Genomic DNA, 21,266 nt, shown 5'->3' with positions numbered 1-21,266 from the left:
TTAAACCAAGCCTTAGAAAGATTAGACAGAATTAAGAAAGAAATATTTTGGAGAAATTTAAATCATTTAAATGATTTAATGCTTAAACCATATTCAGAAAATGATAGTGATCTGGTTAACTCAGAGAATAATAGAACTCAAAATCAGCGTAATTTGGCTGAACAAATAGAACAACTAGAAAAAATGCAGCCATTTTTAGAGCAAGCAGAAAATGATGTTCAAATTCTTAAAGAAAGAAAAATAAAACAGCAAAGTATTAAAGAACAGCGAACTATTAAGCAAGAAATGATTGACTCTTTAACTAGAGAATTATCCAGTTATGAGAATTTAATATCGGAATATAAAAAACAAAAGGAAAATTTGCGTGATATTCAAGATCAGATTGATAAATTAAATAAGAATTTTGAAGGCGTTAAGCAACAGGTTATCCCAATACAAACTGACTTTGATACAACCATGGTCAATTTAAGCAATTTAAAGAAAATTACTAAAGGTAAAGATATTTCGGAATTAATATCTATTCTTAAAAATTACTTACGTGATATAAAAAACTTAATTACAAAGTTTACAAATATTGAAAAAAATCAAAATCAGTTAAGCGATGATGTGAAAATAGTTTTTGAAATTCGAGATAATATGGATGAAAAAATTGATTTACGTGTCACCAGTTTGATGTCTGGTAAAGTCAGAACAGGTTTACATCAAGATAATAAGGATGTTCATAAAGCAGGTGCTGCGAAGATGAATATTCGGTATTCTACATTAGAACAGGAAAAAGTGGATCTACTATCTGCCAACCCTGATCTGAAGGAATTTTTGAATCAGAAAAATTTGTTAACAAATTTAAAATCCATATTGGATGAGTTCATACGATTGCAAGATAATATGAGTAGCATTCAAGCTGAAATAGATGGGGTTGTACGTGAAGCGGATTATGCTAAGAAATCTGTTGATAAATCAGAACAAAGATTAAATAAGGATTTTAAAAACTTTACAACAGCTGATCAAAACAAGAAAATAACTGATCTTCAAAAACAGATGACTGAATTGATAATCGATCCTAAGTTAGAAGATAAAATAAGTGAAGCTAATAGCAGGCAGTCACATTATCAAGAGTCAATTAATAAGTTGAATGCTGATAAAATTAAAACGCAGACTAATATTCAAAACTATAACCAAAAAATTAAAGAATTAAATTCAAAAATAGAAGAGATAACAACACAGGTAGAAAATAATCTTAAAATTCTAAAGCCGTATATGATTAATGGCTATCAATTAGATAAAATTGTAGAAACTTTAAATTTTGTAAACCAAAATCGTAGTCAAATCAGAAATCATAGGTTTAGTGATCTATCAGAAAAAATTGGATATTATATCCGACATAATGGTGCTGATGGAGAACCCGATCGTTATGCATTAGATTCTATCTTTGAAGAACGTGGATATACAGCAATTGCTAGTTCCATCAGACAACAACGCTCGATTGATAAGAATGATTTAAGAGTCGTATCATTTGATATAAATGAAGCTCGAAAGCTGATATCAGATGATAAAGAAGCTGTCTCAAAATCATTGGAACAACTGAATTCTGGTAATGAGGCCGCCCAATTAACTTATACTGGAGCGGCAGTACACCAGATTTCTGAACAGTATGATTTAGTGGATGAATATAATGATATTTTGGCGCACGGTGTTCGTCAGTCTCAAGGTATTCAATTGAAGGTAGCTTTGAATCCGGTAAACGTTGACGAACAAGTGATTTCTGAAGCTAGAAACAGCGAATTAACTGAAAGACCCGCATTGCTTAAAGAAATTCAAAAGCGCCTCGAAAGATTGGCAAATGATACTGAAATTGCTGAAGATGACGATCAATTCATGGAATCAGCTCATAAATTATTGGATATTCGTCAGTGGTCCGATTTCCAAGTTCTGATACATCGTAAGCAAGCAGCTGATGGTGAGTTTGAATTAGTAGATAATAACTTTGTCCAATCAGGTGGTTCAGGAGCTGAAAAAGCACAGGCAATGGTTTTACCACTATTACTTGTGCCTAAGATGTTATTACAGAGGTCAAAAAAATCTGATTCTCCACATATGGTGATGTTCGATGAATTTGCGGACAAATTGGATCCAGATACAGCTAAGTCTTTTGCTAGAACTATTGATGATTTTGGATTTAGTTTTATTGCAACGATGCCAAGTGGTGCACAAAACAAAGTTTTAGCTGATGGTATTGAAAATATTGCATACGATGTAATTGCTCCCAAAAATGGAAATGATGGGAAATTTCATAATAATATTGTTCGTGAAGCCATGATTTGGCAAGAGGAGTAAAATGAGTCGTTATACTGAAATGTACGAAAATGAATCGGGTCGTGAGTTACCTGAGAATGCTGAAAAATTAGATGCCTTGTTCGACAAAATCACTTCTGGTATTCAGTTACCTCCACGTGGACAACAAGCTGTTGATATGGGATTCACCGCACATACTTTGAGTCACTCTGAAAGTAATCCTGCGATTTATCAGTACTATCAATGGATAATGAAGCGTTTCTTTGATGGAAAGAGAATTAATGAGTTGTCTTCGCAATTAATAGGTATGTCATTTAGTAGTGCCAATATTTTTCAGACAAACTTGCCACAGCCGGTAACATTAAATCCTTGGCAAATTGATTTAATGACAGATGTTCCACTTATGAATAAAAAGGCTGTTATTATAGAGAACAATGGTGTATTCATTTGGCTACACAGCCTTCACCCAGAATGGCCGTTGATAAATCAGTCAGGAAATGATTTTAATGAGTCATATAATAAATTATTAAAATATTTATCCAACAACAATTTGAAGATGGCCTATTTAGGGGACCTGGATAGTGCTGGCATAAGAATAGCTGATAGAGTATCGAAAATAGTAAATCAAAATTTGTTTTCGATACAAACGCCGGAACGAGTCGTTGACTGGCTTGTGAGATTTGGCATAAATGATCTGAACCGAACCAAACGAGTTTCCGTTGATAATCAGGTCTTGAAAGAAGAGATAACATCAATTCACACATTTAAAATGTTCGTTGAACAAGAGCAACTAATTTCTGAATATGAACCCTTAATTAAAAAATGGCTGCAATAGTTTTCTGAATGACGGTGATAACCAATAAATGTAACTATAAATATAATTATCAATTTTATGTCTATATTAATTTTGCGAGAAGCTATTTTTGTAAAAAAACTTCCTCTCAACTATGATGTGAATGTAGAGAAAAATAGAGGGAGATACGATTATGACTAGAGTATTAGTACTTGGCGCAAACGGAAAGATTGCTCGTAGAGCAACACAAATATATTTGGACTCAACTAATGATAGTTTGAGATTGTACTTGAGACGTCCCGAAAGACTTCGTGATATCGATAATAGATTAGTTGAAATTGTCGGTGGGGATACTACAGATACAGAGAAACTTGTTGAATCAATGAAAGATGTTGATGTTGTTTATGCTAACTTGGCTGGTGGAAATATTGAAGATCAAGCTAAGTCAGTTGTTGAAGCAATGCATGCATCAGGAGTTAAACGTTTGATTTGGATTTCAACTTTGGGTATTTATGACGAAGTTCCTGGTAAGTTTGGTGAGTGGAACAATAGTACACTTGGCAGTTACATTACAAATTATGCTGCAGCAGCTAAGGTCATTGAAGACTCAGATTTGGAATATACAATCGTTCGTCCAGCTTGGTTAACTGATAAGGATGAAGTTGACTTTGAAACTACTCAAAAGGGTGAACCATTCAAGGGTACTGAAGTTTCACGTAAGTCAGTAGCTCAGTTGGTTGTTGATATTACTCAAGCACCTGATAAGTTCAGCCGTGAATCAGTTGGGGTTGATAAACCTGGTACTGATGGGGATAAGCCTGCTTGGTATTAATTTGGTAATAGGATTTGTATATTTAAATAGCCTGATTCCAGCATTACGCTAGAGTCAGGCTATTTTTAACGTGATTATATTTTCTGCAATTATAATTTTAATGCGCTAAGATATGCAAAGTTATTGCAAAGTGAATCTAAATGCATCATAGTTTGCTTATAAATAATAATGCATTTAAAGGAGAAACGTATGAAGAACATACAAGTACGAGTAGATGATGAATTAAAAGAAAGTTCAGATAAATTGTTCCAGAAGCTAGGTACTACTACAAACGAAGCAATAAAAATTTTTTTACAGATGTCAAAGAATAATGAAGGTTTCCCATTTGAATTAAAATTAGATAAGACTACAGACTTATTGGAGTGGGTTGAAGAGCATATGCTACCAATTGATGAGAAGACATTTATGGATGCTTATATGTCAATTGAAGGAAGTTATCAATCTGATGCAGACTTTGGTGTTAATGTCGTCAATGAAAATATTGAAATTAAGGGTATTTTGGATGTTGACGACGATAACGAGGTACTAATGGCAAGTGCTGATGTAAAAATAATTAATAATTTTGAAGTGGATACTTGGGATGCGGCTGATGCTGCATCGGGGGATTTTGAATTGGTTGCTAGTGAGCTTGAATCAAAAACAGACTTATACAAAGAAGTTAATAAAATAGCATTTTTAGATGAGTTTTTTGTTTTTTCTAAGCAAGTTACTGCTAAGAATAGAGTGAAATTATTTTTTGATCAAGTAATCCCATATTTAGTTTCCAGAGATGTTGAAGTGGTGGCGTTTATGAATGCAGGATTTTGGAGAACAGATGCTATTGAAGAACAAAAAGCATTAACAGATGCTCTTGATAGACCAAATATATTTTCATTACCTTCAGGAAAAGATTGGGTATCATCAGTTAGCTATATTCAACTGTAGAAATTAGTTATAAGACTCATATTTAATGTTTATACAATCCAATTTAAAAGTAATTCTTAGTTAGGAAGGTTTTATTGTTTATTTATGTAGTTTTTTATGTTAAAGTTCTTCTATGCGAACGTGAGTTCGATGCTTAGCGGAATTTTAGAAATCAATGGGTTGATCAATTATATGAAAAAATGTATAATTGAATGAATAAAATGGTTATTTTTAATAGCAAATTATAAGTAGGTAATGAAATGGAAAAACGAGTTATAGAATTATTTGCCGGTGTCGGTGGGTTTAGAGTTGGATTAGAAAAACTTAATACTGGCTGGAATTTTGTATATGCAAATCAATGGGAGCCCGGTAAGAAAAGTCAATATGCTTATGATTGCTATGTTAGACATTTTGGAGATAGCAAAAATATAACTAATATAGATATAAACAAGGTTAATAAGAGTAATATTCCAGATGCTGATTTGTTAGTCGGTGGTTTCCCATGTCAAGATTATTCAGTTGCTAGTACCAATGCAAAAGGAATAGTTGGTAAAAAGGGAGTTTTATGGTGGGATATCAGAGATACTTTAGAAGCAAAAAAGCCATCCTTTGTCCTTTTAGAAAATGTTGATCGATTATTATCTTCTCCTGGTAAGAAACAACGTGGAAGAGATTTTGGTATGATTTTATATACTTTGAATCAGTTAGGTTATGGTGTTCAGTGGAGAGTATTTAATGCTGCTGATTACGGATTTCCCCAGCGTAGAAGAAGAGTATTCATTTTTGCATATAGACAAGATACTAAATATTATAAAGAGATTTCTCAATTAGCTGAAAAAAATAAAATACACGAAATTTTTACAGATAAAAGTGTATATAATTATTCCGATTCATTACCAATAAAAGATGAGTTAAACAAACAAAAAGTTGGCAGCATTGATGGCTTTGAAGATATAGTAGATTTTTCAGATCATTTTAGCTTTCATTTTGAACATACGGGTGTCTTATTAGATAAGGATATTTATACGGCTAGCTATGAAGCAGATTATCATGGTGAAAATATGGTTTTAGATGATATCGTTCAAGATAGTGTAGATGATGAGTCACTGTATCTAGACACTAAGGATGGACGTTTATCCAAATTTGAATATTTAAAAGGCTCAAAAAAAATACCTAGAACTGATGCAAATGGATACAATTATACTTATTCAGAAGGTGGAATGGCTTTTCCTGATCCACTGGATAGACCTGCTCGTACTATGCTTACTTCAGAACATAGCGTTAATAGAAGCACTCACGTAATAAAAGACAAGAGTACAGGTAGACTTAGGCTTATAACACCGTTGGAAGCGGAAAGAATACAAACCTTCCCAGACAACTGGACTGAGGGTATGCCTAATTCAGCTAGGTATTTTATGATGGGTAATGCTTTAGTTTGTGATTTGGTATCTGAAATTGGAAAGGGTATAGATAGTATTATTTCGAATGAACAGTAAATAGTAGTAAAGACATCCAATGAAGGATGTCTTTTTTATTTATCGTGATATATTATTAGTATAATTATACTAATTGTAGGTGACAAAAATGGAAAAAATTTATCATTCTAAAGAGGAAGTGCATAATAGAGCTAGAGAGATTGTAGGTATCCCGTTTTCAAAGATTGATGGATATGATAAAGTATCTGGAAATAAGAATATGATTGGTGATTTGTTCGAAATATGGTTTGGTAAAGAGAAAGATTCTGCAAGCAAACCAGATTTAGGTGTAGCTGAGTTAAAAGCTACACCATATAAAAAATTGAAAAATGGTAAATATTCATCTAAAGAGCGTCTGGTATTTAATATTATTAATTACATGGATATAGTTAATGAAGATTTTGAAAATAGCCATTTTCTATATAAAAATAAAGTTATTGAATTGGGATTTTACGAGTATTTAAAAGACAAACCGAAAGATGATTGGACTTTTACTGATGTTGCAATGTATGAGATGAGTAAGAATCCGATTGATTACGCAATTATAAAAAATGATTGGAATAAAATCAAAGAATATGTGGTTGATGGAAAGGCCGAATATCTTAGTGAGAGTTTGACTAATTATTTATCAGCTTGCACAAAGGGTGCTAATTCTAAATCTGAAAGAAATCAACCATATTCTGATAATAAAGCTAAGCAACGTGCGTTTTCTTTAAAGAACGGGTATATGACACAAATATTAAGAAAATATATACTTGGTGATGAAAAAAATGATTCTATTATCAAAAATCATGTTGAGCTTAATAATAAATCTCTAAGAGAAATTATCGAAGATAGATTTAAACAATATGTTGGAAAAACTGAATCTGAATTGAGAAGTATGTTTTCTATCGATTCAAAAAGTAAAAGTGTTAATAATTTATTGGCTAGGGGGATGTTAGGACTAAATAATAGTAAATCTAACACAAAAGCGCTGTTGAATATCGATGAATTTAATAAGGCATCTTATAAGGTTAAGACAATTCAATTTGACCCCGAGGGTCGCAATAAGGAAAGTATGTCTTTTCCAATTTTTAAATTTAAAGATTTAGTTAATGAAGTTTGGGTCGATGATTATGGTACCCCTTCAGCGGATTTAAATGTTATGTTTTCTGAAAGTACATTTATTTTCGTTGTATTTCAAGAAAACACTTTTGGTGATAATGTTTTTAAAGGTGTAAAATTTTTTAATGTACCTCAGAAGGATATTGATGGTGATATTAAAAATGCTTGGCAGGCAACAATAGATACGATAAATCGTGGTGTAGAATTAACATTCAAAAATGGAGAGGTTAGTAATAACTTTATAAAAAAAGATGATAACAAGATTATGCATGTACGACCACATGCAGCTAAAGCAAGTTATGAAAATAATAGTTGTGCAAATGAATTGCCAACGCCAGCAAGGTGGACCAATAAACCTAAAAATTATTCGAATAATTATATGACAAACCAATGTTTCTTTTTGAATAATGATTATGTAAAAGATGTTGTTAAGGGTTTGTTAGACTGATTTTTTATCTCGTATATAAAGCATTATTAGTTCCACGCAGTAATCAGTATTTTTAAGTGCGGTTTTTTCCCAAAAATGTAGTACAGTCCAACCGTTTTCTTTCAGTTCATTATCATCTCGTTTATCTCTATGCATATTTTCTTCAATTTTTTTTATCCAATATGTTCTATTTCTTTTTAATTTCTTTTTTTTTCTTTCCCAGTCGTATCCGTGCCAAAATTCTCCGTCTATAAATACAGCAATTTTATATTTTGTTATAGCAATGTCCGGAGATCCGGGCAGGCCCTTATAGTTTCTTCTATAACGTATACCTCTATTCCAGAGAGAAGCGGCAATAATATTTTCAGCCTTACCACGTTTTAAATGTACGTTAGACATTCTTTTTCTAGTTTGTTCATCACTGTCATAATATTTGGGATGTTTCATAGTTGCTCCTATAAAGTGTTGTCTTTAATTTCATAGTTTATAACTGTGTGTGCTTTTTTTTAAAATTATATATATGTTAACCTTGAAACAGGTTAGTGAGATTTTCTTTAGAAAACAGTTTCTTTTCTGTATTCATATTATAAATCTTTTTAAAGAAGTAAAAAATACGCCAATAATCTGCAACTAAGCAGATTATTGGCGTATTAATTTTAACTAAAACAACAATGAATAAGGAATTTTAATAACAGCTTTCTTAACATGAGAAACAGTATCTAAGTTCAAGCAAGCCTCGTGAGCATCTTCAGGTAAGAATACACCGAAGTCGTCTTGATGTAATTCGATTAACGAAGTAGTACCTTGATATTTCTCATAATAGAGAGCATCTTTTTTGTCCAATTCATTATCTTTTAATGTCAGTTTTGAGCTATTGGTTGTCTTGATTATTTCTTGTCCAGAAATAATATATTGGAAGTCGATGTATTTCTTGTGGCTTTCCCAGCGACCAATTTTTTCTTCTTTGGTGTCATATTCTTGTACGTTAGCAAAAATATCATCCGATATATCATGTTTTCCCAGTTCAATATTTTCTAAATCTGTATTGCTGAGAAAATCAAAAACTGGTTTTAATGCTGGAATATTATTCAAGAACTTTGCGGTACTGTCTGACTTGTTAGAAATAAACATGTAATTGCCTCCTAAAGGTTTTTCTATGTTTAGATTATTATTTTTGTGAAATCGTATACACAAAATGCTGGTTTAAAAATTAAACAGTGTATAAAATTACCTAAGAGGTAAATATTTATTCGTTCATTTATGAAACAATCAATTATCTTCTTTTAAATAACGCCATAAGGTAGCACGACTAATTTCCAATTCTTTGGCAGTTTTGGTTTTGTTCCCACTATTTTTGAATAGCACATTAGTAACTGCCTCACGTGTTATTTCATGAAGTGTTTTAGCTTCATTAGACGAATAATTGGTTACTGTGGAATATGATTTATGATCGTGACTATACAGGTAATTAAGATCTTTGTATTCTTTTTCAGCTGCTTGAATGTCTTTAACACCAATTTGTGCACTTTCAGTTGATGCTAGAGATGAGTTTATTACTTTAGTGAATTCAACAAGATTGTTATTCCATTTTTGATTTAATAAGTAATCCAATGCTAAATCAGAGATTCCTGTAACCATTTTGGCGTTGTGCTTGGCATAGTCGTTGATAATTATAGTAATCAATTTGGAAACAGAATTTCCTAAAACATCCCTCAATGGTTTAAGCGTCACTAAGTGTGAATTAGCAATCAGTCCTTCAAGATTTTTGTCAATTCCATCTGATAGTTTCTGTTCAAAAATAAAGATGATCTTATTTCTAGACGCAAAGCCTGTTTCGTCTATAAAGTTTAAAAAATTACGTTGAATTTTGTAAGGTAAGTTATTGAATTTATCTAGGACACAAACTTGACCGGATTCATAAAGGATGGACTTATCATCATTCATGGCAGCATTAAAAAACTTTTCAGATTCTAGATTTAGTAAAATTGGAACTTTAGATTTGTAATTACTATATTTACTTATCAATATAGATAAGTACTTTTTAGACATCCCTTTTTCGCCTAATATGACAATGTTTGTATCATCTTGAGCATAGGTTTCTAGTTTATTAAAGAATCGATCATCATAAATCGTGTGATAAAGATTGCTTATTTGTATCGATTTGTCATTATCCATCAAAAGTTGAGAAAAATCGTCATTCTTAGAATCATTCCAAATCTTTTCTCTGCGCAGATCGTATATTTTTTTGTCGTTATATTGTTTAGAATCAATTTTGAAATAACTATTGTTGTAATTGAAGTTATTCATATTTTTGTTTATAGTACTTTCAAATCTTTCCCACAAACTATCATCGACAATAAGTCCATTAGACTTCAAATACAATGTTCCATCAGCATTGAATACCGCGAAAAATTGATTGAATTCATTTAGTAAGTGAACAAATAATTGTTTTTGATCTTGATTTATTGATATTTCCTCGAGAATAGAAAAACCATTTAATAGGGCATCTTTAATGGTTTCTTCACCGGAAGTTATGAAAATGGTATTGAGATTATATTGCTCCGCCATTGTTTCCACACTAGTGTCACCAATTACAGTATTAAAACCAGAAGCTTTAACATTTTTCAAAGTTTCGTTTAAATCTGTATCGTTTTTAATACTATATATAGGTACTTTTTTCTCAAACCTATCCGCTACTCTTTTAAATGGTTCGGTAATTTCAGGGAACCCAACTAGTGCAATTTTGTCTATTCGAGATGACGCTTGGATGATACTTAGAATATCGTACTGTGATATTCCAACGTCTATTACTCTAATATTAGTTATTTTTTTGATTAAAGCAGAGGTACCACCACGAGAAATTACCATGTCATAGTGTCTTTCATTCAGCATGTCAGTTAGTGCGGGGATACCTTCATGTCTATCCAATTTTTCGAAGTATACGTGTATATTAGGATAGTTGTCGGCATAAGTATTGTATATTTGTTGAACAGAAATATGCATGGATTGATATGGCGAAATACAGAGTACGTTCATATCCAAAATGATCACCTCTATGAAATTGTTTTATTTTGATACAGCTATAATTATAGTTGTATTTTTTTTTATTATCTTTTTAAAAACGTTTAATTTTTGAACGATAATTCAATATTCTTAGATTAACTTTGAGAATAATATAGAACTTGTAATTAATGAAAACGTTTTATTGAATTAGAGGCAAGCTTAAAAACTTCTACTAGATAATTCATTTCTTAAACGTAGGAGGTGATAACGACATGGCTAATTACTTAATTGTGGCTGATGATTTTACAGGAGCCAATGACACAGGTGTTCAACTTGTTAATCATGGAATTGACGTTAATGTAAATTTTGATGTTACTTCCATAGATTCTGATGATAATAAATCATCATGTGTACTAGATACAGAGACTAGGAATTCATCTACTGAAGAAGCCACCAATAAGATGAAATCAATGATGTCTAAAGTAAATTTGGATTCATTTGATATTGTTTTAAAGAAGGTTGATTCAACTCTACGTGGAAATATCAGTGCAGAAATTAAAACATTAGCAGAGTTCTATGATCCGGATTTAGTTGTATTTGCTCCAGCTCTTCCAAGCTTAGGTCGAACAATAAAAAACGAAATTTTATATGTTAATAAAATTCGAGCATTGGATACTGAGATTGGCAAAGATCCGCTTAAACCAATTGATAATGATAATATATCCGATATTTTGAAGAGAGCCTTTCTAGGTAAAAAAAATAGACATTATTCTATTAAGGATATTAGAAAAGATAATTTCAAAATAGATGGTAATTATAAGTATTTGTCTTTCGATTCTGAAAATTCTATGGATTTGCAAAAAATAATTAAAGAAGTTAAGAGGGCAAATAAGAAAGTATTATGGGTTGGTTCAGCAGGATTAATGAGTAGTATTTTAATGCAATATGAAAAGACCTTACCGGCTGTTGGCTTAATTGGAAGTGTTAGTGATGTTACAAGAAGACAATTACATTTTGCAGAAGAAAATGGTGTTAATTTAATCAGTATTCCAATATATGACGTTTATGAGAAGGATTCCTATGCGTCGTATTTAAATGAAGCACGTGAATTGTTGCAAAAAGGTAAAGATGTCGTTGTGATGTCATCAGCTTCGTATGATCGTTCGGAACTTAATAGGACAATTAAGAAATTAGAGAAATATGATTTGAGCAAAGAAAGTATTGGAAAAGTTACTCAGACCATATTAGCCGGGATATGTCGCCGATTAGTTCTATATGAAAAGATATCTGGTGTTTTTGTTACTGGTGGCGATACTGCCAAAGGATTACTTGATGTTGGTAAAGCTGGTGGAGTTCAAGTTATTGATGAAATTGAACCGGGGATACCTATGTTGAAGATAAGGTCTGGTGACCTCAATGGGTTAAATATCGTTACTAAGGCCGGTGCTTTTGGAAATGACGAACTAATAACTTATGCATTTAAGAAGTTGCGTAGCAAAAGTTTTTAAAGTAAATAGATTTACAAACAATAGGAGGCTTTACAATGGAATTACAAGACAGTCTTACAACTAAGTTTGAAAGAACCTTTACGTTACCAAAATCCGGAATTCAAAGTCATGCTTCTAATCTATTAATTTTAGATAATGGAGATACATTATGTGTTTGGTTCTCAGGTACACAAGAAGGAATGTCAGATATTAGTATCTTTCTTTCTCGTATGAACAATGGTGAAGAAACATGGTCAGAACCTATCAGAATGTCTTCAAATGAAGGACGTTCAGACCAAAATCCTATGTTGTTCCATGCTCCTAACGGTGATATTTGGTTGATGTATACTTCCCAAGATGGTGGTAATCAAGATACTGCTATTGTTGAATGTCGTATTTCTCATGATGAAGGTAAGACATGGGATGATCAAAAGGTATTATTTAACGGTGAGCAGGGGGTATTTATCCGTCAACCTATTGTTGTTACTGATAGTGGTGAATGGCTGTTGCCTATTTTCCATTGTGTAGTTAAAAATGATGGCAAACCTTGGTATGGAAGTTACGATTATAGTGCTGTTAGAGTATCTAATGATCAATTTAAGACATTTAAGGAATACGAGGTTCCCAATAGTTTAGGCTGTGTTCATATGGATATTGAGAAATTAAAGAGTGGCCGTTATATCGGACTATTCCGTAGCCGTTGGGCAGACAATATTTATCGCAGTTATTCAGAAGATGGGAAAACATGGACAGAACCTGAAAAGACAGAATTACCAAATAATAATGCTTCAATTCAGGCAACTGTTCTAGGTAATGGTGACTTAGTAATGGTATTCAATGATTCAAGTGCTAAAGATGCCACTTCAAGAAGAACTTCGTTATACAGTGATGGACTTGAGGACAAGGATGCAGATGAAGATAGTGATGTTCCACGTGCATTCTGGGGAGCTCCAAGAGCACCAATTACTGTAGCAATTTCTGAAGATGAAGGTAAGACATGGCCATATAAGAAGAACCTTGCTGAAGGTGACGGGTATGCCTTAACTAATGATTCCAAGAATAAGAAGAATAGAGAATTTTCATATCCTTCAATCAAAGCTGCTAAGAATGGAAATATTGACGTAACCTTCACGTACTTTAGACAAAAGATTGCTTTTGTTGAATTAACTGAAAGTTGGATTAAGTCAAAAAAGACTGTTAATGAATAGAATGGAGTAAATAAGTATGGAAAATGCATTTTTAAAGATGCCCAATCGCATTTATTTAGGTGAAAACCTATTAGGACACTTAGGTGATTTTATTGCTAAAAAAGAAAATAAGAATGTTCTTTTATTTACAGATAATGGATTGATGAAGAGTGGTTTAGTTCAACCTATTGAGGATTACTTTAAAAAGAATAATATTTCTTATGAGATTGAATCAGAAATTAAACCAGAACCAACATATGTCCAAGTTGATGAATTATTACAAAAGGTAAGTAAGTTTGATTTTGATACCATCGTTGCAATTGGTGGCGGTAGTGTTATGGATGCCGCAAAACTTATTTCATTAGTTTTGCATACTGATTACAGTATCAAAGACTTAATTGATGATCCTACTAAAGTAAGTAAACGTTGCTCAACTGTTTTGATCCCTACAACAACCGGTACTGGATCTGAAGCAACAATCAACGCCATTGTAACTATTCCAGAAAAAGACGTTAAGTTCGGAATTGTTAGTGATGAGATGTTACCTGATTTGGTATTACTTGATGTAAATAATGTTAAGACGTTACCTAAATCAATTATGGCCTCATCAGCTGTTGATGCTTTGAGCCATTGTGTCGAATGTTATACATCTAAAAATGCCACTGTTTTGAGTGACGGAATTGCTTCACTTGGAGCAAAGAATATCTTTGAAAATATTGTTCCAGCATATGAAGATGCCGACAACATGGACGCCAGAAAAGCATTATTACTAGGTGCATTCTATGGTGGAGTTGCAATCACAGCATCAGGTACAACTGCAGTTCATGCGTTGTCATATCCATTAGGTGGAAAGTTCCATATTGCTCATGGTGTTTCAAATGCCATATTATTTAAGCAAGTAATGGAAGTTAATAAACCTGATATTGCCGACCGTTTAGCAAGTCTATGTGATTTTGTATTTCCAGCTGAAGGAAGTAAATCAGTATCAGAAAAAGCTGATTTTATGATTGCTAAAATTGCTGAAATTGTTAAGAAAGTTGAAATACCAACTGATTTGAAGAAGTTCGGAGTAAAAGCTGATGATCTCGATTTCTTAGTAGATTCTGCATTACAACAGAAACGTCTTCTAGATCATAATCGTAGAAAGTTAACACGTGAAGAAGTAGAAAATATTTATAAATCAGTTATGTAATTAAAATGAAGAAAGGGTAGTTACTATGAGAAAAGATATTGCTAAAGGAATTATTGCCGCAATGGTTACACCAATGGATGAAAACCAAAAGGTGAACGAAAAAGAATTACGTAATCAAGTAAGACGTCAAATTAATGCCGGAGTAACTGGTGTGTTCACTCTAGGTACAAATGGTGAAGGATACATTTTAAGTCACGAAGAAAAGTTAAATGTTATGAAAGCTGTTGTTGATGAGGCAAATGGTGAAGTTCCAATTTATGCTGGTACTGGTTGTGTATCAACAGAAGAAACAATTGAACTATCTAAAGAGGCTAAAGATATTGGAGTGGATGCTCTATCAATTATTACACCTTCATTCGCCAAAGCTTCACAAGAAGAATTGTACTTGCACTATAAGGCCATTAATGATGCTGTAGATCTGCCAATTCTTTTGTATAATATTCCAGCTAGAACAGGTAATGCACTAGCTCCTAAGACTGTTGCTCGTTTAGCCGATCTCAAGAACATTGTGGGTGTTAAGGATTCTAGTGGTAACTTTGATAATATCCTTCAATACATTGAATTAACTAGAGACAAAGACTTTTCTGTAATTTCTGGTAATGATGCATTGATTCTTTGGACATTACAAGCCGGTGGTACTGGTGGTATTACAGCCGTTGCTAATGTATTGCCACAAATAATGGTATCTATTTATAAGTATTGGAAAGCTGGAGATTGGGACAGTGCTCGTAAAGCTCAAGATTCTATTCGTCCATTACGCAATTGCTTTGCCCTTGGAAATCCTAATACTATCATCAAGAAGAGTACTAATTTAATTGGATATCCTGTTGGTAGTACGAGAGCACCATTTAATCATTTGGATGATTCAGCAGTTGAAACTTTAAAGAAAGCACTTGAAAAGAATTATAGTGAATATTTTGCAGAAAAAGTAACTGATTAGGAGGTCATAATTATGAAAAATAATAAACCAATTGTAGCGATTACGATGGGTGACCCAGCAAGTATCGGTCCAGAAATTTCACTACGAGTGTTTAAAGATAAAAAATTATATGAGCAATGTAATCCAATTATTGTGGGTGATAGTTCGGTATTGCTAAAAGTAATGGAATATTTGCCTGAATTAAAGAGCAAATTGAATGTTGTTGAAGATATTAAAGATGCTAAGTTTGAATATGGATTAGTTGATGTTTACGAGATGCATATGGTCGATATTGATCAACTTAAATTTGGTGTTGTCAGCAAGATGGCTGGTAATGCAGCATTCCAATATGTTAAAAAAGTCATTGATTTAGCTATGGCTGGTAAAGTAGATGCTACCGTAACTAATGCATTAAACAAAGAGGCTATGAATTTGGCTGGCCATCATTTTGCCGGTCACACAGAGATATATGCTCACTATACACATACTAAGAACTATACAATGATGTTAGCTCATGATAATTTGCGTGTTGTTCATATTTCAACACACGTGTCACTTCGTCAAGCATGTGATCTCGTTAAGAAACCACGTGTTGCTGAGGTTATTCGAATTGCTGATGATGCATGCAAACGTTTAGGTATTGCTCGCCCTAGAGTTGGTGTAGCTGGACTGAACCCTCATAGTAGTGAAAATGGCTTATTTGGTAATGAAGAAGCGGATGAAATTATTCCTGCTATCAACGAAACTAAGGCTGAAGGTATTGATGTATCTGGGCCAGTTCCCCCAGATACTGTTTTCCCTAAAGCTGTCGGCGGTTGGTATGATATTGTTGTAGCTATGTATCATGATCAAGGTCATATTCCTTTGAAGATGCAAGGTTTTCAATATGATGAAGAGAAGAAAGAGTGGAAGAGTGTTGCTGGTGTAAATATTACATTGGGACTTCCTATCATCAGAACTTCAGTTGACCATGGAACCGCATTTGATCAAGTATTGAAAGGTACAGCTAACGAAGTTAGTTTAAAGAATGCAATTGATTATGCTGTTAAATTAGCTGAAAATAAGTAGAATTTTAAAAAATGACACACCTAATAGGGCGTGTCATTTTTTTATTATACGTTTAACTTTTAAACATATAATTAAATTTGGACCTATATTTTACTATACGTTTATCTTTGAAACACAAAATAAGTATTTCTAAAAGTATGTTTAGATTATTATATTTATGAAAGCGAATACAGGAGGCGTGATTTATGAGTAAAGTAGCAATTGTTACAGGTAGTTCACAAGGTATTGGTAAACAAATAGCATTAACATTAGCTAAGAAAGGTTATGATTTAGTTCTAACTGGATTGGAAGCTGATGAATTGGTTGAAGTTCAATCAGAAATAGAAAAAATTGGTCAACAATGTCTGCAAATGGCCGGTGATATTACTGATCCAGAATTTTCACAAAAGCTAGTTAATGATGCAAAAGAAAAATTTGGACATATTGATGCATTAGTTAACGATGCTGGTATGATGAAGCGTACAAAGACATTGGAAACTTCTGTTAAGGATTGGGAGCTAGTTATTAAAGTTAACTTAACGGGCAGTTTCATTATGAGTAAAATGGTTCTTCCAGTTATGGTTGAACAAAAGGAAGGTGCTATTGTTAATATTACTTCAGCTAATGGTGTAACACCGCATCCAAATGCTGCAGCCAGTTATGGAGCAAGTAAGGCCGGATTAAACTACTTAACAAAGCATTTTGCTCTAGAATTTGCTGAGAATAATATTCGTGTTAATTCAGTACAATGTGGGCCTATTGCAACAGAGATGACTAAGCAATGGTCACAAGAGTATCGTGATAAGATGCTTAAAAAGATCCCATTACATAAGCTAGGAGAACCTGAAGACGTCGCTGAAGCCGTAGCATTTATGTTATCAGATAAGGCAAAATTCATTACGGGGTCTATTTTAAATCTCAGTGGTGGTAAGTTGATGCAATAGTATTGATAGTATAAAAGATCTGAACTCTTATAGATACTAAGGGTTCGGATTTTTTGCTTCTATAATTATATTTCTGTGTTCTGTTTCAAAATAAGACAATAAAATAAAAAAATAAGCGTAAATGGAAACGTTTACTTGTAAGCGCTTCAACTTTAAACGGTAATTACATATCGAATGACATGAAATTTTCGTAGTATATAGATTGTAAGGTGATGAGCAAGGTTACCGTCCTAGGAAGCGTGACTAGCTAAAACCTTTTGTAAAGTTGAATTGTTATTCATAACAATTAATATTTAGATTTTTGTCATGTAATTATTCTGGGAGGTGCGATTGTTATGCACATGTTAAGTTCGAATGATACGCTGATAGTCATGGGGATGATCCTGGTATACATTTTAATTACCGGTTATCTTAGTTTTCGTTGGGGTGGTTCCACAAATGACGATTTCATGCGTGCAAGTAATAAGCTTCCAACTTTTGTTTTAGGTATCCTGTTGATGTCAGAGTATATTGGTGCTCAATCAACGGTTGGTACTGCACAATCTTCATTTAGTAATGGTGTTGCTGCATCTTGGGCAATTGTAGCTGCTGTTATAGGATTTATTCTTTATGGTTTATTCTTCGTTAAACGTCTATATAATACTGGTGGATTTACGATTTCTAGTGCTGTTGAACAGCAATATGGACATTCAACAAAGATTATTGTTTCAATTATTATGATTTATGCTTTATTCTTAGTTAATGTTGGTAATTACATCAGTGGTGCTGGTGTTTTAGTTCAGATTTTAGGAATCAAACTTCCTATCGCTATGGTTATTGTTGGTATTGTAAGTACAATCTATTTCTCATTTGGTGGTATGAAGAGTGTTGCATATGTTAGTGTTATTCATACATTTGTGAAATACATTGGTATTTTAATTACTTTGGCCTTTGCATTAGTAATGACACATGGTATTTCACCAATGGTTACAAAGATGCCTCATTTTTACTTTACTCTAGATGGTCATATTGGTTGGGGTACAATCATTGGTTGGATCTTAACAACAGTTGGTGCTGTATTCTCAACACAATTCTTAGTTCAAGCTATTTCATCTGCTAAGAATGCTAAAGCTGCACAACATGCTTCATATTTAGCAGCTGTATTGTTCGTTCCTTTAGCAATTGCCATTGGTTTAATTGGTGTCGCTGCTAAGTTCTTGTTCCCTTCAATGAATGGATTGTATGCTTTACCAGTATTCTTAACACATATGAATGTGTTCCTTGCAGGATTTGTTGCAACGGCTCTGGTAGCATCAGTGTTCGTCAGTGTTAGTTCTGTTGCTTTGGGATTAGTTGCTTTAATTGTTGATGACTTCTATGTTCCTATGCGTCATCCAGAACCTAAACAACAACTACGTATGACACGTATTTTATCAATTGTTGTTGGTTTCTTACCGTTGATCTTCTCATTCATTGTTCCACAAATTCTACAATTATCATTCTTTAGTAAAGCTTTGCGTATGTCTATTACAGTTGTTGCTGTTTCAGGATTTTATCTACCTCACTTTGGTAGTACAAAGAGTGCCAACATCGCACTTATTGGTACAGCTGTTTTAGCTACAGCATGGTTCTTGATGGGAGATCCATTGGGAATAGATAATGTTTATATTTCAATTTTTGCTCCAATGATCTTAATGGGATTATGCAAATTATGGGATATGATGACAGGAAAGGGCAACACACCTGATCCTAAAACTGACAAATCATAATTGATTTATAAAAACTGATAATTTATTTATCGGTTTTTTTGTTGCCGTGATTTAAGAAAGTATAGTCAATATACAGATGTTTTCAATCTAGCAATATTTGATTTATACAATTAATACAAGGCAATGGCTTAATACTATCCACCGTTATAACGATAAACACAGCCTTTTTATTTCCTATTTTTACCCCTCATTTTCATCTCAAAATAAAAAAATTTCAGAAAAAACTTACGAAAAGATTTTTTTTCTGGTATATTAATCCACTGTTGCAACAAAAATGGAGGTAAATATGAGTAAATCTCAAATTAACACAAAACCAACTCATCCATACTTAGCTTTAATGGGTGTTTTGATCGGTGGATTCGTGGGGATGTTCAGTGAAACTTCACTAAACATTGCTCTTCCATCCATCATGAAGGCTTTTTCTATCGAAACTGGTACTGTACAATGGCTTGTTACTGGCTATATGCTAGTAATTGCAATCGTTCTACCACTTTCAAGTTTATTAACTAAACATTATTCTACTAGAGGATTGGTTCGATTTGGCCTGATCGACTTTATCGTCGGTTCAATTATTGCCGCAATTGCGCCTAGTTTCGCAATTTTACTAATTGGCCGTATGATTCAAGGTATTGCCACAGGTATTATCTTGCCACTAATGTTCTCAATTGCCATGAGAATTTTCCCACCTAACAAACTTGGTGCAGCCCTTGGTGCAGCCGCTCTTGTTATTATGTTCGCTCCAGCTATTGGACCTACTATTTCAGGTATTATTCTGGGTGTTTCATCATGGAGATGGATCTTTGCATCATTTATTGTCTTTTTATTGATTGCTTTGATTTTCATGGAAAAGAATTTAACCAATGTCTTCGAAGTTACTAAACCAGCTGTTGATTGGATAGCAATTGCCTTATCAACTGTCAGTTTTGGTCTAATTGTCTTTGGTATTAGTTACTTAAGCAACAGTATTTATATTGCCGTTATAGCGTTGATTGCTGGATTGATTTTACTAGTTGTTTATATCAAACAGCAGATGCATGCAAAAACTCCAACTTTGGATTTTGCAGTTCTACGCAGACCAGAATTTGTTACAGGTTCATTATTAGTTATGTTGAACTTTGGTATCACACTTTCTGCTATGTACTTGTTACCAATGTACTTGCAAAATGGACTTGGCGTTGCGGTTGCCTTAACAGGTGCTGTTATGTTGCCAGGTGGTGTTGTAAATGCCCTAGTATCATTTGGTGCCGGTCGAGCTTACGACAGTATCGGTGCAAAGTGGATGACACGTCTAGGATTCTTGATTTCAGGAATCGGTGCCGTTATGTTCTTAATGAGTAATCAAAATAGTTCATTAGGTTATATCATTGCTGCTCACATCGTTCTTATGATCGGTGTGCCACTAGCAATGTCGCCATCTCAAACTTATGGTTTGAATTCATTGAACGAATATCAATCAGCTGATGGTTCCGCAATTATCAATACATTCCAACAAGTCATCGGAGCTGTCGCTACTGGTATTGCTACAATTCTTTTGAGTACTGGTCAAAACAATTACTTCGCTAATGGTGGACATTCAACTGCCTTAGCATTCACAAATGGTGCTCATTATGGATTTGCCTTTACATTAGTCTTGGCAATCTTAGGATTCCTATTGGCATTCCGCGTTCACTCAAAAGAATATGAGGAACAAGTAGTCGCTGAGAAAGAAACTAAAGCAACTAAGTTAGAGACTAAAGAAGCTTAATTATTATTGAAAACAATTGATACGGTTTTTATAAATAAATTGACCTTTTAAACAGAACCTTGTTATAATTAGACCAGATAAAAAACAGTTACGCCTCGTAATGTTTGTTTTGTCTGCTTGCTGAAAAAACGCCGCTTTAGAAACTCTTGAAAGTTTCTACTAGCGGTGT

Annotated in this window: 17 protein-coding genes; 14 read left to right on the top strand and 3 right to left on the bottom strand. The window is 33.2% G+C overall.

Annotated elements, in window-relative coordinates; translation table 11 throughout:
- The first annotated feature begins 78 nt into the window (after window positions 1–78).
- From EKM79_RS12330 to EKM79_RS01245, 6 genes are all read left to right on the top strand, one after another.
- Window positions 79–2,334: an SbcC/MukB-like Walker B domain-containing protein gene (locus tag EKM79_RS12330; protein WP_246005589.1), complete on the top strand. Its 2,256-nt coding sequence runs from the start codon at window positions 79–81 to the stop codon at window positions 2,332–2,334.
- Between the two features lies 1 nt (window position 2,335).
- Window positions 2,336–3,127, top strand: a complete 792-nt coding sequence (locus EKM79_RS01265) for a DUF2399 domain-containing protein (RefSeq protein ID WP_125565324.1) — start codon at window positions 2,336–2,338, stop codon at window positions 3,125–3,127.
- 151 nt (window positions 3,128–3,278) lie between these two features.
- Window positions 3,279–3,917, top strand: coding sequence for an SDR family oxidoreductase (locus EKM79_RS01260; RefSeq protein ID WP_125565323.1), 639 nt, complete (start codon window positions 3,279–3,281; stop codon window positions 3,915–3,917).
- A gap of 189 nt (window positions 3,918–4,106) precedes the next feature.
- Entirely contained in the window at window positions 4,107–4,841 is a 735-nt protein-coding gene (locus EKM79_RS01255; protein WP_125565322.1) for a type II toxin-antitoxin system RelB/DinJ family antitoxin, read from the top strand.
- A 239-nt stretch (window positions 4,842–5,080) separates the two neighbouring features.
- A complete protein-coding gene (gene dcm, locus EKM79_RS01250) occupies window positions 5,081–6,316 on the top strand; it encodes a DNA (cytosine-5-)-methyltransferase (RefSeq protein ID WP_125565321.1) in 1,236 nt (411 codons plus the stop codon).
- A gap of 88 nt (window positions 6,317–6,404) precedes the next feature.
- Window positions 6,405–7,847, top strand: coding sequence for a Sau3AI family type II restriction endonuclease (locus EKM79_RS01245; RefSeq protein ID WP_125565320.1), 1,443 nt, complete (start codon window positions 6,405–6,407; stop codon window positions 7,845–7,847).
- Here the strand turns inward: EKM79_RS01245 and EKM79_RS01240 are convergent.
- The 3 genes from EKM79_RS01240 to EKM79_RS01230 all read right to left on the bottom strand — a co-directional run bounded on the left by EKM79_RS01240 (window position 7,839) and on the right by EKM79_RS01230 (window position 10,862).
- Window positions 7,839–8,273: a very short patch repair endonuclease gene (locus tag EKM79_RS01240; RefSeq protein WP_125565319.1), complete on the bottom strand. Its 435-nt coding sequence runs from the start codon at window positions 8,271–8,273 to the stop codon at window positions 7,839–7,841. The genes EKM79_RS01245 and EKM79_RS01240 overlap by 9 nt on opposite strands.
- A gap of 213 nt (window positions 8,274–8,486) precedes the next feature.
- The gene (locus EKM79_RS01235; RefSeq protein WP_125565318.1) at window positions 8,487–8,957 is read right to left on the bottom strand and encodes a NanQ anomerase/TabA/YiaL family protein; all 471 of its coding nucleotides are present in this window, start codon (window positions 8,955–8,957) and stop codon (window positions 8,487–8,489) included.
- Between the two features lie 138 nt (window positions 8,958–9,095).
- The gene (locus EKM79_RS01230; RefSeq protein ID WP_246005593.1) at window positions 9,096–10,862 is read right to left on the bottom strand and encodes a sigma-54-dependent Fis family transcriptional regulator; all 1,767 of its coding nucleotides are present in this window, start codon (window positions 10,860–10,862) and stop codon (window positions 9,096–9,098) included.
- Between the two features lie 239 nt (window positions 10,863–11,101).
- On the opposite strand from EKM79_RS01230, the gene EKM79_RS01225 reads away from it, so the two are divergent.
- The 8 genes from EKM79_RS01225 to EKM79_RS01190 all read left to right on the top strand — a co-directional run bounded on the left by EKM79_RS01225 (window position 11,102) and on the right by EKM79_RS01190 (window position 21,097).
- On the top strand, window positions 11,102–12,337 hold the full coding sequence (locus EKM79_RS01225; protein ID WP_125565316.1) for a four-carbon acid sugar kinase family protein: 1,236 nt from the start codon (window positions 11,102–11,104) through the stop codon (window positions 12,335–12,337).
- A gap of 35 nt (window positions 12,338–12,372) precedes the next feature.
- Entirely contained in the window at window positions 12,373–13,524 is a 1,152-nt protein-coding gene (locus EKM79_RS01220; protein ID WP_125565315.1) for a sialidase family protein, read from the top strand.
- A gap of 16 nt (window positions 13,525–13,540) precedes the next feature.
- Window positions 13,541–14,695, top strand: a complete 1,155-nt coding sequence (locus tag EKM79_RS01215) for an iron-containing alcohol dehydrogenase (RefSeq protein WP_125565314.1) — start codon at window positions 13,541–13,543, stop codon at window positions 14,693–14,695.
- 25 nt (window positions 14,696–14,720) lie between these two features.
- Window positions 14,721–15,635, top strand: a complete 915-nt coding sequence (dapA, locus tag EKM79_RS01210; RefSeq protein ID WP_125565313.1) for a 4-hydroxy-tetrahydrodipicolinate synthase — start codon at window positions 14,721–14,723, stop codon at window positions 15,633–15,635.
- A gap of 12 nt (window positions 15,636–15,647) precedes the next feature.
- Window positions 15,648–16,682 carry a 4-hydroxythreonine-4-phosphate dehydrogenase PdxA gene (gene pdxA, locus EKM79_RS01205; RefSeq protein WP_211331254.1) on the top strand — a complete coding sequence of 345 codons (1,035 nt, stop codon included), beginning with the start codon at window positions 15,648–15,650 and terminating at the stop codon, window positions 16,680–16,682.
- A 185-nt stretch (window positions 16,683–16,867) separates the two neighbouring features.
- The gene (locus tag EKM79_RS01200; RefSeq protein WP_125565312.1) at window positions 16,868–17,605 is read left to right on the top strand and encodes an SDR family NAD(P)-dependent oxidoreductase; all 738 of its coding nucleotides are present in this window, start codon (window positions 16,868–16,870) and stop codon (window positions 17,603–17,605) included.
- Between the two features lie 335 nt (window positions 17,606–17,940).
- Window positions 17,941–19,353 (top strand): sodium:solute symporter family protein, encoded by a 1,413-nt coding sequence (locus EKM79_RS01195; RefSeq protein WP_125565311.1) that lies wholly within the window; start codon window positions 17,941–17,943, stop codon window positions 19,351–19,353.
- Window positions 19,354–19,639: 286 nt separating this feature from the next.
- Entirely contained in the window at window positions 19,640–21,097 is a 1,458-nt protein-coding gene (locus tag EKM79_RS01190; protein ID WP_125565310.1) for an MFS transporter, read from the top strand.
- The last annotated feature ends 169 nt before the right edge of the window (window positions 21,098–21,266 follow it).

The organism is Companilactobacillus insicii (assembly GCF_003946015.1).
In the GTDB taxonomy this organism is placed as follows: domain Bacteria; phylum Bacillota; class Bacilli; order Lactobacillales; family Lactobacillaceae; genus Companilactobacillus; species Companilactobacillus insicii.
Note: the sequence above shows the minus strand (reverse complement) of the source record. Positions and strands in the feature narration are given on the sequence as shown.